At 73.0% G+C, this 25,342-nt stretch carries 20 protein-coding genes; 12 read left to right on the forward strand and 8 right to left on the reverse strand.

Features of this window, described 5'->3' with window-relative positions:
* Window positions 1-2 precede the first annotated feature (2 nt).
* Window positions 3-1,619, reverse strand: a complete 1,617-nt coding sequence (locus ACZ4TW_RS07780; RefSeq protein WP_465541747.1) for a GAF domain-containing sensor histidine kinase — start codon at window positions 1,617-1,619, stop codon at window positions 3-5.
* Window positions 1,620-1,820: 201 nt separating this feature from the next.
* Between ACZ4TW_RS07780 and ACZ4TW_RS07785 the strand changes: the two genes are divergently transcribed.
* Together ACZ4TW_RS07785 and ACZ4TW_RS07790 are read left to right on the forward strand one after the other, a co-directional pair.
* A complete protein-coding gene (locus tag ACZ4TW_RS07785) occupies window positions 1,821-2,639 on the forward strand; it encodes a universal stress protein (RefSeq protein WP_465541749.1) in 819 nt (272 codons plus the stop codon).
* Window positions 2,636-4,999, forward strand: coding sequence for a phosphoketolase family protein (locus tag ACZ4TW_RS07790; protein WP_465541751.1), 2,364 nt, complete (start codon window positions 2,636-2,638; stop codon window positions 4,997-4,999). The genes ACZ4TW_RS07785 and ACZ4TW_RS07790 overlap by 4 nt, the downstream gene beginning before the upstream one ends.
* On the opposite strand, the gene ACZ4TW_RS07795 is transcribed toward ACZ4TW_RS07790, so the two are convergent.
* Window positions 4,950-6,692: an ABC transporter permease gene (locus ACZ4TW_RS07795; RefSeq protein ID WP_465541753.1), complete on the reverse strand. Its 1,743-nt coding sequence runs from the start codon at window positions 6,690-6,692 to the stop codon at window positions 4,950-4,952. The two genes, ACZ4TW_RS07790 and ACZ4TW_RS07795, sit on opposite strands and share 50 nt — an antisense overlap.
* Window positions 6,689-7,663 (reverse strand): ABC transporter ATP-binding protein, encoded by a 975-nt coding sequence (locus tag ACZ4TW_RS07800; protein WP_465541755.1) that lies wholly within the window; start codon window positions 7,661-7,663, stop codon window positions 6,689-6,691. The genes ACZ4TW_RS07795 and ACZ4TW_RS07800 overlap by 4 nt, the downstream gene beginning before the upstream one ends.
* Window positions 7,664-7,924: 261 nt before the next feature.
* On the opposite strand from ACZ4TW_RS07800, the gene ACZ4TW_RS07805 reads away from it, so the two are divergent.
* Window positions 7,925-8,422 (forward strand): hypothetical protein, encoded by a 498-nt coding sequence (locus tag ACZ4TW_RS07805; RefSeq protein WP_465541757.1) that lies wholly within the window; start codon window positions 7,925-7,927, stop codon window positions 8,420-8,422.
* A gap of 345 nt (window positions 8,423-8,767) precedes the next feature.
* A complete protein-coding gene (locus ACZ4TW_RS07810; protein ID WP_465541759.1) occupies window positions 8,768-9,715 on the forward strand; it encodes a phosphodiesterase in 948 nt (315 codons plus the stop codon).
* A 42-nt stretch (window positions 9,716-9,757) separates the two neighbouring features.
* Here the strand turns inward: ACZ4TW_RS07810 and ACZ4TW_RS07815 are convergent, their stop codons facing one another.
* Window positions 9,758-11,380 carry a stealth family protein gene (locus ACZ4TW_RS07815; RefSeq protein ID WP_465541869.1) on the reverse strand — a complete coding sequence of 541 codons (1,623 nt, stop codon included), beginning with the start codon at window positions 11,378-11,380 and terminating at the stop codon, window positions 9,758-9,760.
* Window positions 11,381-11,708: 328 nt separating this feature from the next.
* Here ACZ4TW_RS07815 and ACZ4TW_RS07820 point away from each other — a divergent pair, with 328 nt between their 5' ends.
* Together ACZ4TW_RS07820 and ACZ4TW_RS07825 are read left to right on the forward strand one after the other, a co-directional pair.
* The gene (locus tag ACZ4TW_RS07820) at window positions 11,709-13,010 is read left to right on the forward strand and encodes an aminotransferase class V-fold PLP-dependent enzyme (protein ID WP_465541761.1); all 1,302 of its coding nucleotides are present in this window, start codon (window positions 11,709-11,711) and stop codon (window positions 13,008-13,010) included.
* Between the two features lie 60 nt (window positions 13,011-13,070).
* A complete protein-coding gene (locus ACZ4TW_RS07825; protein WP_465541763.1) occupies window positions 13,071-13,565 on the forward strand; it encodes an FBP domain-containing protein in 495 nt (164 codons plus the stop codon).
* A gap of 16 nt (window positions 13,566-13,581) precedes the next feature.
* Here the strand turns inward: ACZ4TW_RS07825 and ACZ4TW_RS07830 are convergent, their stop codons facing one another.
* The 3 genes from ACZ4TW_RS07830 to ACZ4TW_RS07840 form a co-directional block, all read right to left on the reverse strand.
* Window positions 13,582-14,349 (reverse strand): SGNH/GDSL hydrolase family protein, encoded by a 768-nt coding sequence (locus ACZ4TW_RS07830; RefSeq protein WP_465541765.1) that lies wholly within the window; start codon window positions 14,347-14,349, stop codon window positions 13,582-13,584.
* A gap of 86 nt (window positions 14,350-14,435) precedes the next feature.
* Window positions 14,436-14,636, reverse strand: a complete 201-nt coding sequence (locus tag ACZ4TW_RS07835; RefSeq protein WP_465541766.1) for a DUF1918 domain-containing protein — start codon at window positions 14,634-14,636, stop codon at window positions 14,436-14,438.
* 67 nt (window positions 14,637-14,703) lie between these two features.
* Window positions 14,704-16,257, reverse strand: coding sequence for a PucR family transcriptional regulator (locus ACZ4TW_RS07840; protein ID WP_465541768.1), 1,554 nt, complete (start codon window positions 16,255-16,257; stop codon window positions 14,704-14,706).
* 130 nt (window positions 16,258-16,387) lie between these two features.
* Between ACZ4TW_RS07840 and gabT the strand changes: the two genes are divergently transcribed.
* The 6 genes from gabT to ACZ4TW_RS07870 all read left to right on the forward strand — a co-directional run bounded on the left by gabT (window position 16,388) and on the right by ACZ4TW_RS07870 (window position 24,571).
* Window positions 16,388-17,749 carry a 4-aminobutyrate--2-oxoglutarate transaminase gene (gene gabT / locus ACZ4TW_RS07845; RefSeq protein WP_465541770.1) on the forward strand — a complete coding sequence of 454 codons (1,362 nt, stop codon included), beginning with the start codon at window positions 16,388-16,390 and terminating at the stop codon, window positions 17,747-17,749.
* Window positions 17,746-19,047: a Glu/Leu/Phe/Val family dehydrogenase gene (locus ACZ4TW_RS07850; protein WP_465541772.1), complete on the forward strand. Its 1,302-nt coding sequence runs from the start codon at window positions 17,746-17,748 to the stop codon at window positions 19,045-19,047. The genes gabT and ACZ4TW_RS07850 overlap by 4 nt, the downstream gene beginning before the upstream one ends.
* Before the next feature lie 40 nt (window positions 19,048-19,087).
* Entirely contained in the window at window positions 19,088-20,554 is a 1,467-nt protein-coding gene (locus ACZ4TW_RS07855) for an NAD-dependent succinate-semialdehyde dehydrogenase (RefSeq protein WP_465541773.1), read from the forward strand.
* Between the two features lie 188 nt (window positions 20,555-20,742).
* On the forward strand, window positions 20,743-22,134 hold the full coding sequence (locus ACZ4TW_RS07860; protein WP_465541774.1) for a flavin monoamine oxidase family protein: 1,392 nt from the start codon (window positions 20,743-20,745) through the stop codon (window positions 22,132-22,134).
* Entirely contained in the window at window positions 22,131-23,018 is an 888-nt protein-coding gene (locus ACZ4TW_RS07865) for a universal stress protein (RefSeq protein ID WP_465541776.1), read from the forward strand. Before ACZ4TW_RS07860 ends, ACZ4TW_RS07865 begins: the two co-directional genes overlap by 4 nt.
* Entirely contained in the window at window positions 23,015-24,571 is a 1,557-nt protein-coding gene (locus ACZ4TW_RS07870) for an APC family permease (protein WP_465541778.1), read from the forward strand. The genes ACZ4TW_RS07865 and ACZ4TW_RS07870 overlap by 4 nt, the downstream gene beginning before the upstream one ends.
* 113 nt (window positions 24,572-24,684) lie before the next feature.
* Here the strand turns inward: ACZ4TW_RS07870 and ACZ4TW_RS07875 are convergent, their stop codons facing one another.
* Complete coding sequence (locus ACZ4TW_RS07875) at window positions 24,685-25,341, reverse strand: SRPBCC family protein (protein WP_465541780.1); 657 nt, start codon at window positions 25,339-25,341, stop codon at window positions 24,685-24,687.
* Window position 25,342: the final 1 nt, after the last annotated feature.

Consider the following 25,342-nt stretch of genomic DNA (forward strand, 5'->3'; position numbering starts at 1 on the left):
TCTCACTCCTCGATGGGGACGGGGACCGACCACCGGGCTCGCGTGCCGCGAGCGCCCGTCTCGATCCGGAAGGAACCGCCGAGCCGCTCGGCGCGCACGCGCAGGTTCTCGAGCCCGCTGCGGCGGGCCGTGACCTCGATGCCGTGGCCGTCGTCGGTGACGTCGGCCGTGACCTCGCCGTCGACCGCCGCCACGGTGAGGTGCACGGATGCCGCCCCCGAGTGCTTCACGACGTTCGACAGCAGCTCGCGCACCGACGCGGTGAGCTCGTCGGCGAGCCGGCCCTCCGCGACGAGGTCGACGGGGCCGCTGAAGGTGACGGCCACGGGTTGTGGCAGATGGCTCGAGGCGGTGGCCGCGAGGTCGAGCACGCGGTGCCGCAGCGTGGGGACGCCGTCGGCACGCGGGGTGAGCGCGAACACGATCGTGCGGACCTGCGCGATCGCGTCGTCGATCGCGGAGACCGCCGACTCGATGCGCGAGTTGGCCGGGTCGCGCGAGCCCGACGCGACGGCCTGCAGGTCGAGACCGGCGCCGTAGAGCTGCTGCACGACGTGGTCGTGGAGGTCGCGCGCGATGCGGGCGCGGTCCTCGAGCAGGATCGTGCGCTGCTGCGCCTCGCGGGCGCCGGCGAGCTCGTGCGCGAGCGACACGCGCTCGGCGAAGTCGTCGGCGATGCGCATCTCGGCCGGCGTGTAGTGCGGGGTCCCGGGGGTCCGCCCGGCGACGATGACGGCGCGGGGCGAGCCGGCCTCGCGGACGACGACGAACAGCGCCGGGCCGACATGCCCGTCGTGCTCGAGCGCCAGCGCGTCGGCGAGGCCGTCGATCCGCCCGCCCGGCGTCGCGCGCGTCTCACCGCCCTCGAGGACGACCGCGGCGAGCGTGCGGTCGGAGGGGATCACCGCGCCGGCGATCGCATCGGCATCCCTGCCGCGCGCCTCGATCACGCGCAGGTCGTGATCGTCCTCGGCCGGGACGAGGATGGCGATCCGATCGGCGGCGCCGCGCGAGGCCAGTTCGTCGGCGAGCAGCGCGGCCGTGCCCTCGGTGTCGGGGTCGGTGAGCAGTGCCGAGACGACCTGGGCGGATGCCGCGGCCCACGCCTCGCGCATGCGCGCCTCGGCGAACCGCCGCGCGTTGTCGATCGCGACGCCCGCGGCGGCGGCGAGCGCGGAGGTCAGCTCGATGTCCTCCTCGGAGAACTCGCCCTGTCGCTGGTTGGTGAGGTACAGGTTGCCGAAGACCTCGTCGCGCACGCGCACCGGCACGCCGAGGAAGCTGCCCATGGGCGGATGGTTCGGGGGGAACCCGACCGAGCGGGGATCGTCGCCGATGCGTCGCAGCCGGATCGGGTCGGGATGGTCGATGAGCGCGCCGAGCAGCCCGTGCCCCTCCGGCAGGTGGCCGATGCGACGGACCGCATCGTCGGGCATGCCGACGTGGATGAACTCCTCGAGGCCGCCCTGCGGCGCGAGCACGCCGAGCGCGCCGTACTCGGCGTCGACGAGCTCGACGGCCGCCTCGACGATGCGGCGCAGCACCTCGGCGAGCTCGATCTGCTCGACGACGGCCTGGGTCGCCCGGAGCAGGGCGCGGAGCCGGCCCTGCGTGCGCATCAGCTCGTCTGCGCGCTCGACGAGGTCCCGGAGGGCCCGATCGAGCTCGACTCGAGGCCCCTCCGGGAATGACAGCGGCGACGCGTGGGTGATGGTCCCCCCATCCCGACGGATGGCGAAACTGTAGCATCCGGCGTGTCGACGGCGCACGAGGGACCAAAGACCCCGCTCGGTGCAATGGGCCTACCGGATGCTTGCTCCATGACGATCTTGGTCGGGGCGGACGGAAGTGTCGCGAGCCGGGCCGCCCTCACCTGGGCGCTCGAGCGGGCGCGGACCACCCGCGACGACCTCGCACTCGTCACCATCGTCGACGACGAATGGGGGTCCGTCGGCGGCTCCGCGCTCGCGGAGCTGAAGCGCACGGCGGAGGAGCGGGCGGAGCGCGAGCTCGCGTTCGCGCGGAACCTCGGCGCGAACATCGCGATCCGGAGCGCCGTCCAGGTGGGCAGCCCGATGCTCGCGCTCGCCGACGCGGCGCGCGAGGCCGACCTCGTGGCGGTCGGCACGCACAAGGTCGGCTACTTCCACGGGCACGCGCTCGGTTCGCGCAGCCTGCAACTGGCAGCGGTGTCGGTGACCCCGAGCGCGGTGGTCCCGGTCACCTCATGGCGGGGGCGCAGTGGCGTCGCCGTCGGCGTGGCGGACGGAGTGGACAGCGACGACGCGGTCCGCTTCGCCGCGGGGGAGGCGAGCCGGCTGGGGGAGCCGCTCGTCCTGCTCCGGGCCGACGGCGGCGCCGGTCGCTCGAGCATCGGGGAGCGCGCGGCGTCCCTCGCCGCCGCCGTGCACCCGGGCCTGGCGATCGAGGTGCGCACGACCGCCGACCCCGCGTCGGGCGCGCTCATCGGCATCTCCCGGCGCGCCGTGCTGACCGTCACGGGTCGACGCGTGCCGAGCCGCGGGTTCCTTCCGCTCGGGCGCACCAACACCGACCTGCTCATGAACCTCGCCGGCCCCGTCGTGGTCGTGCCGCACACGTCCGTCGAGGCCGTGGTCGTGGGGTGGACCGCCGCGTGACGCGCGAGCTCGCCGCGGTCGACCGATGGTGGCGGGCGGCGAACTACCTGAGCGTGGGCCAGATCTACCTGCGAGACAACGCGCTGCTGCGCCATCCGCTCGCCCCCGAGCACGTCAAGCCGCGACTGCTCGGGCACTGGGGGACCGCGCCGGCGCTGAACCTGGTCTGGGCGCACCTGAACCGCGCGATCCGCGAACGCGCGCTGCGGGCGCTGTACATCGCGGGCCCCGGCCACGGCGGGCCGGCGATGCTCGCGAACGCCTGGCTCGAGGGCACGTACACCGAGCGGTATCCGCGCGTGTCGCTCGACGAGCGGGGCATGACCGAGCTGTTCCGCCAGTTCTCCACGCCCGGCGGCGTGCCCTCGCATGCGGCGCCGCAGACACCCGGGTCGATTCACGAGGGCGGCGAGCTGGGGTACTCGCTCGCGCACGCGTTCGGCGCGGCGCTCGACGCGCCCGACCGCCTCGTCGCGTGCGTCGTCGGCGACGGCGAGGCCGAGACCGGCACGCTCGCCGCGAGCTGGCACCTCAACGCGTTCCTGAACCCGTCGACGGATGGCACGGTGCTGCCGATCCTCAACCTGAACGGGTGGAAGATCGCGAACCCGACGGTCCTCGCGCGCCTGCCCGAGTCGCAGCTGCTCGAGCTGTTCCGCGGCTACGGATACGCTCCGGTGCTGGTCGAGGGCGATGTCGGCGTCGAGCCCATGCGGGTGCACGAGGCGTTCGCGAGCGCCCTCGACGATGCGCTCGACCGGATCGACGGGATCCGCGCCGAGCACGCCGGTGACCCGGAGCGTCCGCAACCCGCGTGGCCGATGATCGTGCTGCGCACGCCCAAGGGCTGGACCGGCCCGCGCGAGGTCGACGGCGAACCCGTCGAGGGCACGTGGCGTTCGCACCAGGTGCCGCTCTCGGGCGTGCGCGACGACGCCTCGCACCTGCGGCTGCTCGAGGAATGGCTGCGGTCGTACCGGCCCGATGAGCTGTTCACGGCGGATGGCGCGCCCGCGCCCGAGCTCGACGAGTGCCGGCCGCGCGGTGAGGCGCGCATGAGCGCGACACCCGCGGCGAACGGCGGCGAACTGCTCCGCGACCTCGTGCTGCCGGATGCCGCGGCGCATCGCGTCGACCCGGGCGCCACCGTCGAGTCGACGCGCGTGCTCGGAGGGTGGCTCGCCGAGGTGATGCGGCGCAACCCGCACGACTTCCGGCTGTTCGGGCCGGACGAGACGGCGTCCAACCGGCTCGACGCGGTGTGGGAGGTCACCTCCACCCAGTGGATGGCCGCGCGCCTCCCCGTCGACCGCCGCCTCGGCCGCAGCGGGCGGGTGATCGAGGTGCTGAGCGAGAACCTGCTGCAGGGCCTGCTCGAGGGCTACCTCCTGACCGGGCGCCACGGCCTGCTCGCCTCCTACGAGGCGTTCATCCACATCGTCGACTCGATGTTCAACCAGCACGCGAAGTGGCTCGAGGTCGCCGACGAGGTGCCGTGGCGACGATCGGTCGCGTCCCTGAACTACCTGCTGAGCTCCCACGTGTGGCGGCAGGACCACAACGGCTTCTCGCACCAGGACCCGGGTTTCCTGAACCACGTCGTGAACAAGGGACCCGACGTCGTGCGCGTGTACCTGCCGCCCGACGCCAACTCCCTCCTCACCGTGGCCGAGCACTGCCTCGCCTCCCGCGACCACGTCAACGTGATCGTCGCGGGCAAGCAGCCCGAGCCGTCGTTCCTCTCGTACGAGGCCGCGCGGGCGCACGCCGAGCGCGGCCTCGGCGTCTGGGCGTGGGCGGGCACCGAGGTCGAGGGGCGCGAGCCCGACGCGGTCGTGGCCACGGCGGGCGACGTGCCGACGCTCGAGGGGCTCGCCGCGGTCGAGCTGCTGCGTGAGTCGGTGCCGTCCCTGCGGGTGCGGTTCGTCAACGTGGTCGACCTGATGCGACTGCGAGCGCCCGACGAGCATCCGCACGGCCTGCCGGCCGACGAGTTCGCGGCGGTGTTCACGGATGCCGCGCCCGTCGTGTTCGCCTTCCACGGGTATCCGTCGCTCATCCACCAGCTCGCCTACCGGCAGCCGAACCACGGGAGCTTCCACGTGCACGGGTTCGCGGAACGGGGCACCACCACGACGCCGTTCGACATGCTCCGGATGAACGGCCTCGACCGCTACACGCTCGCGCTCGCGGTGCTCCGGCACGTGCCGGGCGGCGAGCTGCGCCATCCGCACGCCGTCGCGCACCTGACGGCCGCGCGGGACCGGATGCGCTCGCACGCCTACGAGTACGGGGAGGACAGCCCGGAGGTCACGGCGACCGCGTGGCTCGATCGGCTCCTCGCCGCGGCGCGCGACTGAGCTCGCGCGCGGCGCTCCACGCAGCGCCGCGGGCGCGGACCAGCAGCCAGGTCGCGGCGGCCGCCCCGAGCGCCCAGGCGGCGAGCACCAGGAGCGCGACCCACGCGACTGCCGGCCCGTCGGGCCGCCAGGCGTCGAGCAACGCCGTCCTCACGTGCGCGAGGGGGAAGATCGCGCCGATCGCGCGCATCCAGTCGGGACCGCCGACGAGGAAGATGTCGGACACGAACGCGACGACGAAGAGGATCATGAGCGCCGCGGCCCCGGCGGCGCGCGCGTCGGGCAGCGCGGTCGCCAGCAGGAGCCCGCACGCGGCGAGCGATGCCACGGCGAGCACGATGACGAGGGCGCTGAGCGCGAGCCCGCCGACAGTGGTGCGCAACTCGAAGGCGAGCGCGCCGACGAGCAGCAGCGTCGCGGCGATCGCCCACGCGACGAGCACGGCCGCCGCCGCGCGGCCGGCGCCGAGCTCCCCGATCGAGAGCGGTGTGCCGCGCAGCCGCTTGAGCAGTCCGCGCTCGGCCGAGCGCGCCACCCACTCGGCCGTGTTCATGAACGCGACCACTCCGACGCCCCACGCGCACATCGCGGCGGCCGTCGAGGTGACGATCGGGATGCCGTCGCGCTCGCCCGCGCCCTGCAGTGTCACGAGCAGCCAGAGCAGGCCGACCGGGATGCCGATCGAGAAGAACAGGTCGCCCGGTCGGCGTACCGTCGAGCGGAGCGCGGCGCCGAGCTGACCGAGCGTGCGCGTGAAGGGGGTGCTGGGGCGGGGTTCCGCGGGTGCGGGGACCTCGCCACGGGCCTGCGGTCCTCCTCGACCAGCGGGGGGAGTGGCGGCACGCGCCTGCGGTCGGCGGCGGAGGCGGGGCTCCCAGCGGAACGCGAGCGCTGCGACGATCACGCCGCCCACGCCCCACGTGGCGATGATCGCGAGGTTGCCGAGGTTCCACGCCGAGGCGTCGTCGTACGGGTCGAACAGCTCCTGGAGCGAGTCGACGAACGGCTTCAGCGGCAGCATCCACGCGAGGTCCTCGATCCACTGCGGCAGCGATCCGCCGATGATGAACACGCCAGAGATGAACGAGAGCACGACGGCCGCGCCCACCGTGATGGCCTCGGTGGCGCGGGCCGACGGCGCGAGCGAGGCGATCGCGATGCCGAGCGCGCTGAACGACGCCAGGCCCACGAGCACCGTGACGACGAGCGGCACCACCGCCTCGCCCGGCACCGTCACGCGGTACGCCACGACCGCGACGGCGAGCACGACCGCGACCGCCGCGGCGCCGAGCAGCGTCACCGCGACGACCTTGCCGGCCACGTACGCCCAGCCGGGCAGCGGGGTGCCGCGCAGGCGCTTGAGCACGAGCGTCTCGCGGTCCTCGGCGACGGTCGTCGCGATCGAGGGCAGCGTCGCGAACAGGCAGCCCATCGCGAGCGCGGTCGGCGTCGCGAACTGCATCACGCGCAGTCCGGTCGACTCGTCGATGACGGCGTTGCCCGCGACGATGCCGACGAGCACGAGCCACACGAGGGGCAGGCCGAACGTGAACACGAAGGCGATCCGGGCGCGCCACAGCGACCGGACGTCGTGCGCGCTCCGGCGCACCAGGAGCGCGGCCGGCCCCGGCCGACCGGCCTCGACCGCGGGCGGCGGTCCAGCGGCGACGGATGCCTCGGGGGCGGAGGTCACGCGGGCACCGCCTCGTCGGCTCCCGCGTGCACGGCACGCTCGCCGACGAGCTCGAGGTAGGCGTCCTCGAGCGTGGGGCGGCGCACCTCGAGCTCGTCGAGCGGCACCCGGTGCTCGAACGACCAGGTCGTCATCGCGTGGAGGGTGCGCGCGGCGTCATCCGTCGTCACCCGCCACGCGGCGCCGTCGCGCTCGATCGTCGGTCCGATGCCGACCGCGGCGCGCAGCCCCGCCGGCGCGGTGATCTCGTCGCCGGTCGCGACCGCGACATCCGTCGAACCGTCGGTGCGGAACTCGATCACCGTCGCCCTGCCGCGAGCGGCGAGGTCGCCCGGCGTGCCGAGCGCGACGAGCCGGCCCGCGACCACGACCGCCACTCGATCGGCCAGGTGCTGGGCCTCGTCGAGGTAGTGGGTCGTGAGCAGGATCGTCGTGCCCTTCGCCTTCAGGTCGCGCACGATCGACCAGGCCTGCCGGCGGGCCTCCGGATCGTAGCCGACCGTGGGCTCGTCGAGGAAGAGCACCTCGGGATCGCCCACGAGCCCCAGCGCGAGGTCGAGCCGGCGCTTCTGCCCGCCCGACAGGGTCCGCACGCGCGCCGACCGCTTGGCGGCGAGCCCGACGAGGTCGATGACGGCGTCGGCATCGAGCCGGCGCGGATAGAGGTTGCGGTGCAGTCGCACGAGTTCGGCGACCGTCGCATCCTCGTCGAATCCCGCCTCCTGCAGCACGATGCCGATGCGCTCGCGCAGCGCCCGCTCGCGCCGTGCGGGATCGTGCCCGAGCACGCGCACGTCGCCCGAGTCCGCGGTGCGGTGTCCCTCGAGGATCTCGACGACGGTCGTCTTCCCTGCGCCGTTCGGGCCGAGCAGCGCGACGAGCTCGCCGCGGTCGATCTCGAGCGAGACCCCGTCGACGGCCTGCACGTCGCCGTACGCCTTGCGCAGGTCGCGTACCTCGATCGGCCGCATGCGCCACCTCCCGCGTCGGTCTCGACGGTAGGGGCGACGGATGGCGCGTGCCGGGTCGAAAGACCCCCGGAACAGTGGATCGGGCCCGTGTCAAGCCCCCGAGGCGATGTCCCCCGTTCGGGCGGGGAAGGTAGAGTACTCCGGCGGACGGACAGCGACGAGACGGTGAATGGCATGGAGAACCCCCGACCGGATGAGGCAGGCAGGCGGCGAGGCCGCCGCGCGGCGCCGCCGACCGGTCCCGTGGGTCCCCTCGAGGCCGTGACGGCCGCCGTCGCCTCCGGGCTCACGGTCGGTCGCGCGAAGCTCCTGACCGCCCGAGGCCGGGCTGGGGAGGCCGTCTCGGCCTTCCGGGCCGGCCCGGTGCTGCCGTGGGTCTCGGCGCACCGCATGCTCGTGCTCATCGGCGGTGCGCTCGTCGTCTCGGCACTCGCGATCGGCGGCACGATGGCGATGATCGCGCAGGTGCCCCGTCCGGTCGCCGGCGGCGGCATCGCCGAGGAGGAGGCGGCGCGCCCGCAGCCCGGCTCCGGCTTCACGATGCCGAGCCCGGTGCCGACCAGCCCGGCGCCGTCGCCCACGCCGTCGCCGACCCCCACGCCCACCGGCGAACCGGAGGCGGGCGAGAGCGGCACGCCCGTGCTCGATCCCGCGCCGAGCGGTGAGCCCGTGGCGCCGACCACCGAGCCGATCACCGACGCGAACGGCCGACCCGACCCGCCGGGTGCCACGAATCGCCCCGAGAAGCCCAAGGACTGACGGGCTCCCCAGGAGACGCGCCGTCGGGGCGCCGGCGGCCCTACTGCGGCGCGGCAACCGCGACGCAGTCGGTGGGTGGTCGGCAGGCCGGCGGCGAAGGCTCCCGGGGGACGGGAACGGTCTTCAGCTCGCCGACCGGCCTGCCTGGAGGTGACGACCACCTCTCGACTCGAGTCTGGTGCCGCGCGCTCGTCGTGGGGAGGGCCTTGACATCATCCCCCGAAGGTGGGTCATGGCGGAGCATTCAGCTTCGTCACATCCCGCGTTCACTGCACGTTCGGCTCCCCGTGCTGCGCTAGGTTGACCACACCCGGACGACCAGCAAGTCGACGAGACGGAGCATTCGTGAACATCCGGAGGGCCGAGTATCCGCGGCCGTCGCATTTCCTCCTGCACATCAGCGACACGCACCTGCTCGGCGGCGGACGCCGGCTCTACGACCGGGTCGCCGCCGACACCCACCTCCGGGAGCTCTTCGAGCAGTTCGAGGCGTCGGGCGCGCGGCCCGAGGCGATCGTCTTCACGGGCGACCTCGCCGACCGCGGCGAGCCCGAGGCGTACGAGCTGCTCCGCGACATCGTCGAGCCCGCCGCAGCGCGACTCGGCGCGCAGGTGATCTGGGTCATGGGCAACCACGACGAGCGCGACGCGTTCCGTCGCGGCCTGCTCGGCGACGCCATCGGCGGGCAGCGACCGGTCGACCGGGTCCACGATGTCAACGGCCTCCGCGTCATCACCCTCGACACGACCGTGCCCGGGCACCATCACGGCGAGGTCACGGGCGACCAGCTCGACTGGCTCGCCGAGGAGCTCTCGATCCCGGCGCCCGACGGCACGATCCTCGCGCTCCACCACCCGCCGGTGCCGAGCGTCCTCGACCTGGCCGTCTCGGTCGAGCTGCGCGACCAGGCGGCCCTGGCCGAGGTGGTCGCGGGAAGCGACATCCGCTCGATCATCGGCGGACACCTGCACTACTCGTCGACCGCCATGTTCGCGGGCGTGCCCGTCTCGGTGGCGTCGGCGAGCTGCTACACGCAGGACCTCACGGTGCCCGTCGGCGGCACGCGCGGTCGCGACGGCGCGCGGGCGTTCAACCTCGTGCACGTGTACCCCGACACGGTGCTGCACTCGGTCGTGCCGCTCGGGGAGACCCCCGCCCTGGCCTTCATCGACGCCGAGGAATCGGCGCGCCGCCTCGCGCTCACGGGCGTGGTGATCCCGGATGCCGCCTCGCCGATGATCGTGCGGACGGCGGAGCCGCCGTTCACCGAGCCCATCCCCGTGCTCGCCTAGGCTCCGCCGGTCGAGGAGGACGCCCAGCGCCCGTACCGAGACCTACGCCGTGAGGTCCTCCGCTGCGCGCCGGAGCTCGTCGATCGACGGCACGTCGCCCGTCGCCGCGAGGCTCGCCGCGGCATCCGTCGCACCCTTCTCCCACGGGGCGGGGAACGGGAAGTACCGCTCGAGGAAGTCGATGACCGCCGTGGTGCGCTCCTCCACCGAGATCTCGGGGAAGCTGCCGTCGTTCAGGCAGAACATGTCCATGTCGCGCCGCTTCAGCAGCCGCCGCATGGCCGGCACGGCGCGCTTGAGCGTGGTCTCGATGTACTTGACCTTCGCGTCGGTCTGCACGACCGCGCGCCCGGTGAGCAGCGCGTAGTAGTGGTAGAGCGAGTTGGTGACCGAGATGTCGGTCGCCGAGCGGAAGCGGCTCGCGGCGGTGCGCCGGAACTCGTCGGGGAAGGTCGCCTCGAGCTCGGCCATGACGCTCTTGCGCAGCGGCGCCGCGGAGTGCTCGAGGTGGCGCGTCGTGACCTTGCCGAACCGCTCGCGCAGCAGCGCGCGGTTCACGCGCGCGGCGTTCTCGAAGCCCGAGCGGCTCGGGTCGGTCTCGCCGAGCCCGATGCGCGTCGTTGCCTCGACGAACTTGGTGATGCCGCCCGGCGAGAAGAACAGGTCGGGCGAGAGCGGACGGCCGAAGAACATGTCGTCGTTGGAGTAGAGGAAGTGCTCGGCGAGGCCCTCGATGCGGTGCAGCTGGCTCTCGATCGCGTGCGAGTTGTAGGTGGGCAGCATCGAGGTGTCGGCGAACATCTCCTCGCTGCGCACGATCGTGACCTTGGGGTGCTTCGCAAGCCACTTCGGCGCCGGCGAGTCGGTGCAGATGAAGATGCGACGCACCCAGGGTGCGAACAGGTGCACCGACCGCAGCGCGTACTTCAACTCGTCGATCTGACGGTAGCGGGCCTCGGACTCGTCGCCCTCGCCGACCACGTACGTCTGCATGCGACGCGCGCGCTCGCGGAGGAACTCGACGTCGGAGCCGTCGACCCAGGAGAACACCATGTCGATCTCGAAGTCGATGTCGCTCGCGAGCGGCGCCCACATGTGCTCGATCGTGCGCCAGTCGCGCCCGTGCAGGTGCACGGTCTCGTCGACCGCCTCCGAGCGGGGGAGCGTGCGGCGCATGAGCGCGTTCTCGCACGGCGCCTCGATGACGTCGTCGCCGAAGCGCCAGAACTCCAGCTGCAGCGCCGACTCGGCGCCGTACCGCAGCCGGCCCACGGGTTCGATGCGGGGGCGGTACAGCCGTACGGCCTGCGGCTTGCGGTGCGCCGAGAGCGTGCCGTCGGCGACGAGCACGTGGGCGGCGTCGGCCGCCTTCTCGGGTACGAGCGTGGCCGAGTAGAACGGCTCGTTCGCGAACGCGGTCGCGAGCGCGCGGACCACGCGCTTGCGGTCGGCGCGATCGACGGCGATCACGGCGCGGCCGCCGTCGCGGCGGACCAGCAGGTGATCGATGCCGGCCTCGTCGAGGGCGGAAGCCACGGCGAGCAGGTCCTCGACCATCGACTCGTGCGGCGTCGCGTGCCCGTTCGCGAGCGCGTACTGGCCCTTTCGGACGACGACGTCGTCGCGGTCGAACCGCGCGTGCGGGGTCGGGGAGGTGACCAGCACGAGCTCGGGGACGTCGCTCAGCTGCAGCCCCCGGTCGGGATCGGGGAGGGGGCGGCGGAAGGCGTCGCCCTTGGCGAGGCCGTTGCGCTCGGTGCGGTCGTCGGGGAACTGGTCGGGCTCGGTCGTCGTCACGTCGTGGGGTGCTCCGGGGTTCGTCGGTCGGCGCGCGCAGGCGCCGGATGCACCAATCGTACGGCCGCGACGGCCCCGCCCCGGCGGCCTCGTGTGTTGCGCTCCGTTTCCGGACATGACGCACAGTGACGCGCGACCCTTGATGGCGCGGGCCGCGCGTCCGTAGCCTCGTGCGAACCCCGTCCGAGGAGGCGCCATGTCCAGCTCCGCGACCGCCGTGCACGCCGGCGCCGGGCCGCTCGCCGTGCTCGACGACGCCGGGCTCGAGGTGCCGGTGCTCGGCGGACGGCGCGTGCGCCACGTGAACCTGGATGTCGCGGCCTCTGCGCCGGCCCTGGCCGCCGTCAGCGCGCACATCGCCCGCGTGCTGCCCTACTACTCGAGCGTGCACCGCGGCACGGGCTACCCGTCGCAGGCCTCGACCGCGCTCGTCGACGACGCGCGCGTCGCCGTCGCCCGGCATGTGGGCGCCCGCCTCGACGACGCGGTCGTCTTCACGCGCAACACGACCGACGCGCTCAACCTGCTCGCGGGCGCGGTGCCCGGCGAGACCGTCGTGCTCGACATCGAGCACCACGCCAACCTGCTGCCGTGGCAGCGCGGTGGCCGGCGCGTGGTCGTGGCCCGGCCGACCGTCGCGGAGACGATCGCGGCGCTCGCCGAGGAGCTGCGGCGGCGGCCCGCCGCGCTCGTGTCGGTCACCGGCGCGTCCAACGTGACCGGCGAGGTGCTGCCCGTCGCGTCGATCGCCGCGCTGGCGCACGAGCACGGCGCCCGACTGGCGGTCGACGGCGCGCAGCTGCTGCCGCACCGACGGGTCGACCTCGCGGCATCCGGCATCGACTACCTCGCGTTCTCGGGGCACAAGGCGTATGCGCCCTACGGCGCCGGCGCGCTCGTCGGCCGATCGGACTGGCTCGACGCCGCACCGGCCTACCTGGCCGGCGGAGGCGCGGTCGAGGCCGTGCGGGTCGAGGGCGCGTCGTGGAAGACCGGCCCCGAGCGCCACGAGGCGGGCACGCCCAACGTGCTGGGCATCACCGCGCTCGCCCGTGCCCTGGCCGAGCTCGAACGACTCGGCGACGATGCCCGACGCGAGCACGAGGAGGCGCTGACCGCGCGCCTGCACGCGGGCCTCGGCGCGGTGCGCGGGGTCCGCGTCATCCGCGGCTTCGTCGACGCCGACGACCGGCTCGGCATCGCGACGATCGAGCTCGAACGCGGATCGGTGGGGCTCGTCGCCGCGGCGCTCGCGGCCGAGCACGGCATCTCGGTCCGCGCCGGACGCTTCTGCGCGCATCCGTTCTTCGACCGCGTCGCGGCGCGGGCGAACGGCCTGCGGGCCAGCCTCGGGGCGGGCTCGTCGGCCGACGACGTCGACCGGTTCGTCGACGCGCTCGCCCGGCTCGTCGCCGACGGCCCGGAGCACGACTACGACCGCACGCCCGCGGGCTGGTGCCCGCGCGTCGACGATCGCCCGCGGCCGAGCTTCGACTGACCGCCCGGGGGACGCCGCCGCCGGGACCTCCTACACTGGTTCGGGTCGAAGGGGGGTCGGATGCGTCCCATCACCGAGGACGAGCTCCGGTCGTCGTTCGTGAACGCGACCGACCGCGAGCTCGAGGAGCTCGAACTGCCGCTGGAGTACCTGCTCGTCGAGTGGGACCGGGTCGATGCGCTCGCCTGGCGCGACCGCAAGGCGAGTCGCCGCGGGTACCTCGTCACGCTCATCGACGACGAGCCGGTCGGGGTCGTGCTGCGTGCGGCCGATCCGCCGTCGTCGCGATTCCGGGCCGGGATGTGCAACCTGTGCCACACGCAGCAGCCGATGAACCAGGTCACGATGTTCTCCGCGCGACGCGCCGGCGAGGCCGGCCGCAACGGCAACACGATCGGCACGTACCTCTGCAGCGACCTGTCGTGCCAGGAGAACGTGCGGCTGCACGCGCCGCTGGCGCCTGCCGAGGTGCGCAGCGGTTCCCACGCGTGGGCGCGCATCGACGGCCTCGCGCGTCGCACGCGGGCGTTCGTGCAGGGCGTGCTCGCCGACTGACCCGGCGCGCGACCCGTCAGCCGTCGAGGGCGACCGGCTCGAGGGTCGGGCGCTTCGCCGTGCGACCGTCGCCCGAGGAGCGGCCCGTGAGGCGGCGGCCGATCCACGGGAGCACGTACTCGCGGTAGTACACCGCGGTGTTGCGGCTCTTCGGGCCCGCGGGCGCGGAGGCGACCTCGGCGACGCCCCACTCCTCGGGCACGACGATGCCGAGCGCGGTGAGCACGTTCGCCGCGACCTTCGCGTGCCCGAGCGAGTTGAGGTGCAGCTTGTCGGGCGACCAGTAGCGGATGTCGCGAAGCGCCCGATCGCCGAAGTTGTCGACGAACGTCACGCCGGGAAGCGACGCGAGGTCGTAGAGCGCCCGCGTGAGCCGCACCCCGCGCGCATCGAACACCCGGCCGAGCGGCAGGTGGTCGGTCGGGTTCGCGCCGCTCAGCATGATCACGTGGATGCCCTCGTCGCGAATGCGGTGCACCGCTTGGCGGAACCGGTCGGCGACGATCTCCTCGGCCATCCGCGGGCGCAGCATGTCGTTTCCGCCGCCGTTGAAGCTGATCGCCTCGGGCTTCAGCGCGATCGCGGCCTCGAGCTGCTCGTCGATGATCGGGCCGAGCTTGCGCCCGCGGATCGCGAGGTTGGCGTACCGCACCGGGTCGGGTGCCGCGGCGCGCGCCATCCCGAGCGCCACGAAGTCGGCCCAGCCGCGCACGCTGCCGTCGGGCAGTTCGTCGCCCACGCCCTCGGTGAAGCTGTCGCCGATGGCCGCGTACGAGGAGAACATGCGTTCCACGCTATCGCGTGCCATCCGCTCGCCCGCCCGCGCCGACCCCGGAGACGACCTGCGGCCGCTCCTCGGCTCGGGCCGCACTAGTGCGCGCTGTGCTTGTGCGCGTGCTCGAGCTCGCAGTCGCTGCCCGGGTACAGCAGCGCCTCGTGACCGTCGTCGAAGCGGACGAGGTACGGCGGGCCGCCGTCCGCGCCGCGGACCTCGAGCACCTCGCCGTGCCGCTCCGCGTTGCCCACGGCCTTGCCGTGGATGACCAGCCGATCGCCGACCGTCGCCTGCATCGGTACCCCCCTCGTCGCGAGAACGTCCTCATTCCACGGTACGCCCGGCGCCGGGCGACCGGAAGGCTCACTCCGTCGCGAGCAGCGCGGCCCACAGGTCGGCGCGCGCGTGGAACCCCGAGAGGTCGCGACTCAGAAGCTTCTCGGCGAGCGCGATGCGGCTGCGCACGGTGTGGCGGTGCACGCCCAGCTCCTGCGCCGTCGCGTCGAACTGGCCGCCGTGCTCGAGCCACGTGCGCGTGGTCTCGAGGAGCGCGGTGCCGTTGTCGCGGTCGTACTCGATGAGCGGCTCGAGCGTCGCCCGGGCGACCGCGCGCGCGTCGGTGCGGGCGAGGAACGCGAGCACGCCCTGCCGGCTGATGTCGTCGAACCACGTCACGCCGGGGCCGGTCTCGCGGGCGCGCTCGAGCGCGCGGGTCGCCTGCTCGTGCAGCCGGGCGAGGTCGGCGACGGATGCCGCGTCGGAGACGCCGACCGGCACGTCGAACTCGCTCGCGAGGTCGTCGGCGACCCCGCGGTCCCCGTCCTCGGCGACGACCACGACGGTCTCGCCGTCGCGGCCGAAGAACAGCCGGCCGGCCCGCTCGTCGACGAGGAGCTCGAGCTGCTCGGAGACCCGATCGACGTGCTCGGTGGGCAGGTCGGCGACCGCGACGCGGACGGGATCCTGCGGCAGCGGGCCCCACATCTCGGCGGAGACGCCGGCCGCGAGCTCGACGTCGCCCGCGAGCATCGAGCGCAGCAGGCCCGATCTGAGGTGACCGCGAGCACGGTCGAGATCGCGGTTCTGCTCGAGCGCGAGCCCGGCGAGCGCGATCACCGCGGTGACGACCTCGCGACCGGCGGCGTCGAGCTCGGGGGAGTCGCCGATCACGAGCACGCCGCGCAGCGCGCCGCCGGCGCCGAGCGTCTGCAGCGTCATCCGCTGCGACCGGCCCACCGATGCGCCGGCCTCGAGGGTCCGGCTCGCGCGCTGGCCGCGTCGCAGCATCGAGCGCGCCTCGCCGACCACCTCGCCGAGCGCGGGCTGGCCGAGCCCGCCGACGGGAGCCTCCCTGTCGAGCGCGCCCGCGGCGTCGACGAGGCCGACCCAGGTTCCGAGCCGATGGCTGAGCTCGGTGAGCGTCGCGCCGAGGCCGTCGGGGCGGAGCGCCGCGAGCGAGATCGCGCGCTGCGCCTGCAGCGCCCACGCCTGGCGGGCGTTCGCGTCGGCCGCGTTGAGGTCGGCGACGGTGCGCGCGACGCGGATGAACGGCACGCGGTACGGCACCTCGAAGAGCGGCACGCCGTGCCTCGCGCACGCCTGCGCCAGCAGGGGCGGGGTGCCCGCGCGCACGACCTCGGTGCCGAACCCGAGGGCTGCGATGCCCGCACCGGCGAGGCGAGCGACGTACGCGTCGAAGACGGCGGGGTCGTCATGGTCGGTGTCGGCGCCGAACTGGGTGCCGGTGGTGAGCAGCACCTGCCCGGGCTCGAGGAACGGCGCCGGATCCTCGAGGTCGGAACTGTGCACCCACGGCACCGGCGCGTCGAGCGCGGCGTCGGGAAGCGACGCCGCGTCGGTCAGGAGCGTCAGCGCGAGGTCGCCGCGATCGAGGAGGGTGCGAACGGTGGGCTTCACGGAACCTCCTCGGTGTACGCCACGTCGAGCACAGTGGGTACGAGTGTACATCGGGGAGGGGGTGGTATCCGCTTCGGGCTGCCTACCATGGCCCGACACCGCCACCGTCGTCACCGCATCGGAGCATCCCATGACCCTCGTCGAACCCACGGCCCTCACCGCCGTCGGCGGCCCCGCCCTCCCGCAGGAGCGTCGCCTCGTCACCAGCATCCCGGGCCCCCGCTCGCAGGAGCTCATGGCCCGCAAGGCCCAGGCCGTCGCGAAGGGCGTCGGCACCACCCTCCCCGTGTCGGTCGTCGCGGCGGGCGGCGGAGTCATCGTCGACGCCGACGGCAACTCGATCATCGACCTCGGCTCCGGCATCGCCGTGACCGGCGTCGGCAACGCGAACCCGCGTGTCGTCGAGGCCGTCACCGCGCAGCTGAACGCCTTCACCCACACGTGCTTCACCGTCGCGCCGTACGACTCCTACGTCGCCGTCGCCGAGAAGCTCAACGAGCTCACGCCGGGCGACCACGAGAAGCACTCGGCCCTCTTCAACTCCGGCGCCGAGGCCGTCGAGAACGCCATCAAGATCGCGCGCCACCACACCAGGAAGCAGGCGGTCGTCGCGTTCGACCACGCCTACCACGGCCGCACGAACCTCACCATGGGCCTCACGGCGAAGAACATCCCGTACAAGAACGGCTTCGGCCCGTTCGCGCCCGAGGTGTACCGCGCGCCGCTCAGCTACCCCTTCCGCGACGGCGGCCTCTCCGGCGCCGAGGCCGCGGCCCGCGCCATCCTGCAGATCGAGAAGCAGATCGGCGCCGAGAACCTCGCCGCCATCATCATCGAGCCCATCCAGGGCGAGGGCGGGTTCATCGTGCCCGCGCCCGGCTTCCTGCCGGCGCTCGTGAAGTGGGCGAACGAGAACGACGTCGTGTTCATCGCCGACGAGGTGCAGACCGGCTTCGGCCGCACCGGCGCCTGGTTCGCCAGCGACCACGAGGGCATCGTGCCCGACCTCGTCGTCACCGCGAAGGGCATCGCCGGCGGACTTCCGCTCTCGGCGGTCACGGGTCGCGCCGAGATCATGGACTCCGCCATGCCCGGCGGCCTCGGCGGCACCTACGGCGGCAACCCGCTCGCCTGCGCCGCCGCCCTCGCGGCCATCGAGTCGTACGAGCAGGACGGGCTCATCGAGCGCGCCCGCGAGATCGGGTCGGTGCTCATCGGCCGGCTCAACGCCCTGCGCACGGCCGACGCCCGCATCGGCGACGTCCGCGGCCGCGGCGCCATGGTCGCGATCGAGCTCGTCGACCCCGAGACCGGCGCGCCCGACGCCGGCCTCACCGGCAAGCTCGCCGCCCACGCCGCCGCCAACGGCGTGCTCGTGCTCACGTGCGGCACGTACGGCAACGTCATCCGATTCCTGCCGCCGCTCACCATCAGCGACGAGCTGCTCATCGAGGGCCTCGACGTGCTCGCCGAGGGGCTGAAGCAGGCATGAACCCCGTGACGTCGCCGACGGATGCCGCGGCATCCGTCACCCGCCCTTCCGCCGCCGAGCCCACCCCGCTGGCCGACGCGCGCGCACAGCTCGCCGAGGCGGTGACGCTGCTGGGCTACGGCGACGGCCTCCACCAGATGCTCGCCACGCCGCGCCGCGAGCTGAGCGTGGCCGTGCCGCTGCGGCTCGACTCGGGCGAGAGCCGGCTGTACCTCGGATACCGCGTGCAGCACAACTTCTCGCGGGGCCCCGCCAAGGGCGGCCTGCGCTACGCGCCGAACGTCAACCTCGACGAGGTGCGCGCGCTCGCCATGTGGATGACCTGGAAGTGCGCCCTGCTCGACGTGCCGTACGGCGGCGCCAAGGGCGGGCTTGCGATCGACCCGCGCGAGCACTCGCTCGCCGAGCTCGAGCGCGTCACGCGTCGGTACACCAGCGAGATCCTGCCGATCATCGGGCCCGAGCGCGACATCCCGGCGCCCGACATCGGAACCGACGAGCAGACCATGGCCTGGATGATGGACACCTACTCCGTCAACAGCGGCTACACCGTGCCCGGCATCGTCACCGGCAAGCCGATCTCGCTCGGCGGGTCGCTCGGGCGGGCGTCGGCGACCTCGCGCGGCGTCACGCACATCGCGCTCGCGGCGCTGCGCCACGCCGGCCTCGAGCCGGCGCGTTCGACCGCGGCGGTGCAGGGCTTCGGCAAGGTCGGCGCCGACGCGGCCCGTTTCCTCGCCGAGGCCGGCGTGCGCGTCACCGCGGTGAGCGACCAGTACGGCGCCCTCCGCAACGATGGCGGCATCGACATCGAGGCGCTCTCCGACCACGTCCGCGCCACCGGCTCGGTCGTCGGCTTCGCCGGGGCCGACGAGCTCGACCGCGACGAACTGCTCACGCAGGACGTCGACCTGCTCGTGCCCGCCGCCGTCGAGGGCGTGCTCCACGGCGGCAACGCCCGCGACGTGAAGGCCTCCGTGGTCGTCGAGGGCGCCAACGGCCCCACCACGCCCGCCGCCGACGCGATCCTGCGCGAGCGCGGCGTGCTCGTCGTCCCCGACATCCTCGCCAACGCGGGCGGCGTCATCGTCTCGTACTTCGAGTGGGTCCAGGCCAACCAGGCGTACTGGTGGCGGGCCGACGAGGTCGAGAGCAGACTGGAGGAGCGGATGCTGAACGCCTGGCGTCACGTCCTCGGCTACGCCGAGGCCCGCGACCTCTCGCTCCGCACCGCCGCCACGGCGCTCGCCGTCGAACGCGTCGCCGAGGCGCACCGCCTCCGCGGCCTCTACCCCTGATCGCGCGAGACCCGCGCACGACACGGAACGGACAACACGCATGACCACTGCAACGCAGGAATCCGCCCTCCTCGACCGCGTCGCCGACGGCCTGTTCATCGGCGGCGAGTGGGTCGCCGCCGAGAGCGGCAAGACCTTCGAGGTGCGCGACCCGTCCACGGGCGAGGTGCTCAAGGAGATCGCGGACGCATCGGCTGCCGACGGCATCCGTGCGCTCGATGCGGCCGTGGCCGCGCAGGCGTCGTGGGCCGCGACCGCGCCCCGCGAGCGCGGCGAGATCCTCCGGCGGGCCTTCGACCTCCTCATGGAGCGTCGCGAGGACTTCGCGCTGCTCATGACGCTCGAGATGGGCAAGCCGCTCGCCGAGGCGCGCGGCGAGGTCAACTACGGCGGCGAGTTCCTCCGCTGGTTCTCCGAGGAGGCCGTGCGCATCACCGGCCGCTACGGCTGGAACCCCGAGGGTACCGGCCGCATCGTGGTCGCGCAGCGCCCGGTCGGCCCGTCGTACTTCATCACGCCGTGGAACTTCCCGCTCGCGATGGCAACGCGCAAGATCGCGCCGGCGCTCGCCGCGGGCTGCACGGTGGTGGTCAAGCCGGCCGCGCTGACGCCGCTCACGACCGTCGCGTTCGTGCAGCTGCTCGAAGAGGTCGGGCTCCCGAAGGGCGTCGTCAACGTGGTCACCACCACGAGCTCGTCGAAGGTGTCGGGCCCGATCATCGCCGACCCGCGCCTGCGCAAGCTGTCGTTCACGGGCTCGACCGAGGTGGGCCGCAAGCTCATCGAGCAGTCCGCCCAGGGGATCCTGCGCACCTCGATGGAGCTCGGCGGCAACGCGCCGTTCGTCGTCTTCGACGACGCCGACCTCGACAAGGCCGTCGATGGCGCGATCGTCGCGAAGTTCCGCAACATCGGGCAGGCGTGCACGGCCGCGAACCGGTTCATCGTGCACGAGTCCGTCGCGTCCGAGTTCGCGAAGCGCGTCACCGAGCGCGTCGCCGCGATGCGCGTCGGGCGCGGCACCGAGGACGGGGTCGCGATCGGCCCGCTCATCGACGACGACGCGGTCGCCTCGACCGACGAGCTGGTGCAGGACGCCGTGAACAAGGGCGCGAAGGTCCTGGCCGGGGGTGCGCCGATCGACGGCGCAGGCTCGTTCTACTCGCCGACCGTGCTCGGCGACGTCTCGGCCGATGCCCGGCTCCTCCGCGAGGAGATCTTCGGGCCGGTGCTCGGCATCACCACGTTCGCCGACGAGGACGAGGCCGTGCGCCTGGCGAACTCCACCGAGTACGGCCTCATCTCCTACGTGTTCACGCAGGACCTCGCTCGCGGCCACCGCATGATCGACCGCCTCGACACCGGCATGATGGGCCTCAACACCGGCCTCGTCTCCAACGCCGCGGCGCCGTTCGGCGGCGTCAAGCAGTCGGGCATCGGCCGCGAGGGCGGCTTCGAGGGCATCCACGAGTTCCTCGACACCAAGTACACCCTCATCCCGGCGTAGCCGCCGGGTCGAGCGGATGCCGCACACCCCCGCGGCGCGGCATCCGCTCACCTCTCGCTGAGTGCTCTTCTCAGGCGCCCCAGGCCGGTTCGGGCCGTTTCTCAGGACGACACGCCGCGGGTCGCGGCGACACGCCGGATAACGCCTGAGAAGAGCAACAGACCCCGCACACAGAAGGAAGCCACACCATGCAACGGATCGACACCGACGTCGTGATCGTCGGCGCCGGCGCCGCGGGTCTCACCGCGGCGACCGAGCTCGTCAAGGCCGGGCGCGACGTCGTCGTGCTCGAGGCGCGCGATCGCGTCGGCGGCCGCCTCTGGACGGGCGACGTCGACGGCGCGATGCTCGAGATCGGCGGCCAGTGGGTCTCGCCCGACCAGGACGCGCTCATCGAGACGCTCGACGAGCTCGGCCTCGAGACGTACCCCCGCTACCGCGAGGGCGTCAACGTCTACATCGGCCCCGGCGGCGAGCTCAAGAAGTTCGAGGGCGACATCTTCCCGGTGCCGCCGGCGACCGAGCAGGAGATCGTCACGCTCATCGAGAAGCTCGACGCGCTCGTCGCCGAGATCGACCCCGAGCAGCCATGGGCGCACCCGCAGGCGAAGGACCTCGACGAGATCTCGTTCGCGCGCTGGCTCGAGACGCAGACCGACGACGAGGAGGCGCGCGAGAACGTCGGCATGTTCATCGCCGGGGCGATGCTGACCAAGCCGGCCCACGCGTTCTCGGCCCTGCAGGCGCTGCTCATGGCGGCATCGGCCGGCTCGTTCTCGAACCTCGTCGACGCCGACTTCATCCTCGACCGCCGCGTCGTCGGTGGACTGCAGCTCGTGCCGCTGAAGCTCGCCGAGCGACTCGGCGACCGCGTGCGCCTGAACCAGCCCGTCCGCACCCTCCGGTGGTCGACGGATGCCGCAGCCGGCGCCTCCACGGTCGTCGCCGTCAGCGACGAGCTCGAGGTGCACGCGCGCGAGGCGATCCTCGCTGTGCCGCCCGTGCTCTACAGCCGCATCTCGTTCGAGCCGCCGCTGCCGCGCCGCCAGCACCAGCTGCACCAGCACCTCTCGATGGGCTTCGTCATCAAGGTGCACGCGGTCTACGAGACCCCGTTCTGGCGCGAGCAGGGCCTCTCGGGCACCGCGTTCAGCCCGTGGGAGCTCGTGCACGAGGCGTACGACAACACCAACCACGGCGACTCGCGCGGCACGCTCGTCGCGTTCGTCGCCGACGAGGCCGCCGACGGCGTGTTCCAGCTCTCCGCCGAGGAGCGGAAGGCCGCGATCCTCGAGTCCCTGTCGCACTACTACGGCGAGCAGGCCAAGCACCCGGTCGTCTACTACGAGAGCGACTGGGGTTCGGAGGAGTGGACGCGCGGCGCCTACGCGGCCAGCTTCGACATGGGCGGCCTCGCGCGCTACGGCGCCGACCTGCGCACGCCCGTCGGGCCGATCCGCTTCGCGTGCTCCGACATGGCCGGCAAGGGCTACCAGCACGTCGACGGTGCCATCCGGATGGGCCGGCTCGTCGCCGCCGGGATCCTGGAGGACGCACCGGCCGCGGTGGGCGCCCGATGAGCGACCTGAAGATCGTCGTCGGCTACACGGCGAACGAGTCCGGCGCCGACGCGCTCGCGTTCGCCAACCGCGTCGCGGGTGCCGCCGAGGGCGTGCTCGAGGTCGTGATGGTGCTGCCGTCCGAGGCGCACAACGCTCGGGTGCCCGTCGACCAGGGCTACCTCCGCTACCTGCGCGAGCAGTCGCGCGAGTGGCTCGCCGAGGCGTCGACACACCTGGGCGAGGATGTCGCGTCGAAGCTGCACATCCGATACGCCGAGTCGTTCGCCGAGGGTCTCATCAATGCCGCCCACGAGTTCGAGGCGAACCTCATCGTGGTCGGCGCGGCCGGCGGCGGGCGACGCGCGCACGCGCGGGTCGGGTCGGTCGCCAACGAGCTGCTGCACTCCTCCGACGTGCCGGTCGCCCTCGCCCCTGCGGGCGCCCGCGAGATCCCCGCGGCGCAGGGCGTCACCCGCATCACGGCCTGCGTGGGCACGCGGCCCGGTGCCGAGGAGCAGCTCGAGGCGGCCACCTCGCTGGCCCGGGCGACGCACGCGCCGCTGCGGCTGCTCTCGCTCGTGCCGATCGACCTGCCCGCCGGCCTCGACGCGCATCTCGCCGAGCTGACGAGCTCGGCGCACGCCGAGCAGGTGCTGCAGGAGGCGCACCGCACGCTTCCCGCGGGGATCGACGCGACCGTCGAGATCGCCAGCGGGTCGACCATCGAGGACGCCGTCCGCGCCCTCGACTGGCACGACGGCGAGCTGGTGCTCGTCGGCTCGAGCCGCCTCGCGGCACCTCGCCGCCTGTTCCTCGGCTCCACAGCAGCCAAGGTGCTGCGCGAGCTCCCGGTGCCGATGATCGTGGTGCCGCGCACCACCCACGGAAAGACGATGCAATGACGCACGAACACCAGACCACGCCGGGCGCGCCCTTCACCGAGGCGACCCGCGCGATCGACGCGCCGCAGGGCGGCATCACGCGCAAGGGGCTCTCGGCCGGATCGGTCGGCCTCATCGGCGCCGTCGTCATCGCGATCTCCTGCATCGCGCCCGCCTACACGCTCACGGCCGCGCTCGGACCGACGGTGTCGGAGGTCGGCACGCAGGTGCCGGCGATCATCCTGCTCGGCTTCATCCCGATGCTCCTGGTCGCGTTCGGGTACCGCGAGCTCAACAAGCGCATGCCCGACTCGGGCACGTCGTTCACGTGGGCCACGCGCGCCTTCGGCCCCTGGATCGGCTGGATGGCCGGCTGGGGCCTCGTCGCCGCGACGATCCTCGTGCTCTCGAACCTCGCCGGCATCGCGGTCGACTTCCTCTTCCTGCTCATCTCGCAGATCGCCGGCAACCCGGAGATCGCCGAGATCGCCGCGAACCCGTTCGTGAACGTCGTCGTGTGCCTGCTGTTCATGCTCGGCGCGACCTGGATCTCGTACCGCGACCTGCAGACCACGCAGAAGCTGCAGTACTGGCTGGTCGGCTTCCAGGTCCTGGTTCTCGTGCTGTTCTCGGTCGCCGCCCTGGTCGAGGTCGCCAACGGCAACGCGTTCGACGCGACGCCGATCGAGCTCAGCTGGTTCAACCCGTTCGCGGTGAGCGACTTCAGCGCGCTCGCGGCGGGCCTGTCCTTGTCGATCTTCATCTTCTGGGGCTGGGACGTCGCGCTCACCATGAACGAGGAGACCAAGGGCGCCGAGAAGACCCCCGGCCGAGCGGCGACGCTGTCGGTGATCATCATCGTGGTGCTCTACCTGCTCATCTCGGTGTCGCTCATCTCCTTCGCGGGCGTCGGCGACGGCGAGTTCGGCCTCGGCAACCCCGACATCCAGGACAACGTGTTCTTCGCGCTCGCCGGACCGGTCCTCGGGCCGCTCGCCGCGCTCGTCTCGCTCGCGGTGCTCACCTCGAGCGCGTCGAGCCTGCAGTCGACGTTCGTGTCGCCCGCTCGCACGCTCCTCGCGATGGGCCACTACGGCGCCCTGCCGCCGAAGTTCGCGCGCGTGAGCCCGCGGTTCTTCACGCCCGGGTACGCGACGATCGTGTCGGCGGTCGTGGCATCCGCCTTCTACGCGGTCATGCGCTTCGTCAGCGAGAACGTGCTCTGGGACACCATCACGGCGCTGGGCATGATGATCTGCTTCTACTACGGCATCACCGCGTTCGCGGCCGTGTGGTTCTTCCGCAGGACGTGGTTCCGCTCGGTGCGGGAGTTCTTCTTCACGCTCCTGTTCCCGCTCGTGGGCGGGGTCATCCTGTCGGTCCTGTTCGTCACCACGCTCGTCGACAGCATGGACCCCGACTACGGCAGCGGCTCGAACCTGTTCGGCATCGGCCTGGTGTTCATCCTCGGCATGCTCGTGCTGCTCACGGGCGTCGCGATCATGATCTGGCAGGCGGTCAAGCGTCCCGCGTTCTTCCGCGGTGAGACGCTTTCGCGCGCCGCGGCCGACTGAGACCGCGTCCGGCCCCGGGCGCTCCACCCGCACCGGCCGGCACGCGAACGCGAACCGCCCCGCCGGCGACACCCGGCGGGGCGGTTCAGCTTCTCCGGATGGCGCGCCCGGCGTCAGTCGTCGGACGCCGGCGCCGACTCGGCGCCCGTGTACGCCGCGAACGTCGTGTCGGCGGCGGCCCGTGCGGTCGCGGCATCCGCCCCGCTCGCGATGTGCGCGTCGGCCCAGCGGTCGGCGCTCAGGCGCATGAACCGCACGCCCTCCTCGCTCTGCAGCCACTCGGCGGAGTTGTCGGGCCGCACCTCGCCGGTCGTGAGGTGCTGGGCGAGGCCGAGGAGCGTCGAATCCCAGCCGACCCCGGTCGCTCCCGGGCCGAACTGCTCCCACATCTCGGGCGGGAGGCCGTCGGCGCGGGCGACGTGCTCGAGCTCGACCCGCGTGTGCTCCTCGTCGACCCGGTCGAGGCGGACCGTGAGCCAGGTGATGCCTCCGCCGTACTCCCACGTCACGCCGAACGAGTTCGGCGCGTCGCACGACTCGATGGTGCCGCTCGCGTTGCCCTCGATGGCGTACCGCCCGCCCAGGCGGAGGTCGCCGCTGATCGGCAGGAACCAGCGCGGGATGCGCTCGGCCGACGTGAGCGCATCCCACACGTCGTCGATCGGCGAGCGGTAGGTCTGCCCGATCGTCTGCACGTGCGTGGCCGCGCCGTCGCGCTCGCCGCTGGTGAGGGCGCGGTCGACCGCGTCGATCTGTGCGTCGATGTCCATG

Source organism: Agromyces sp. NPDC029043 (genome assembly GCF_055564615.1).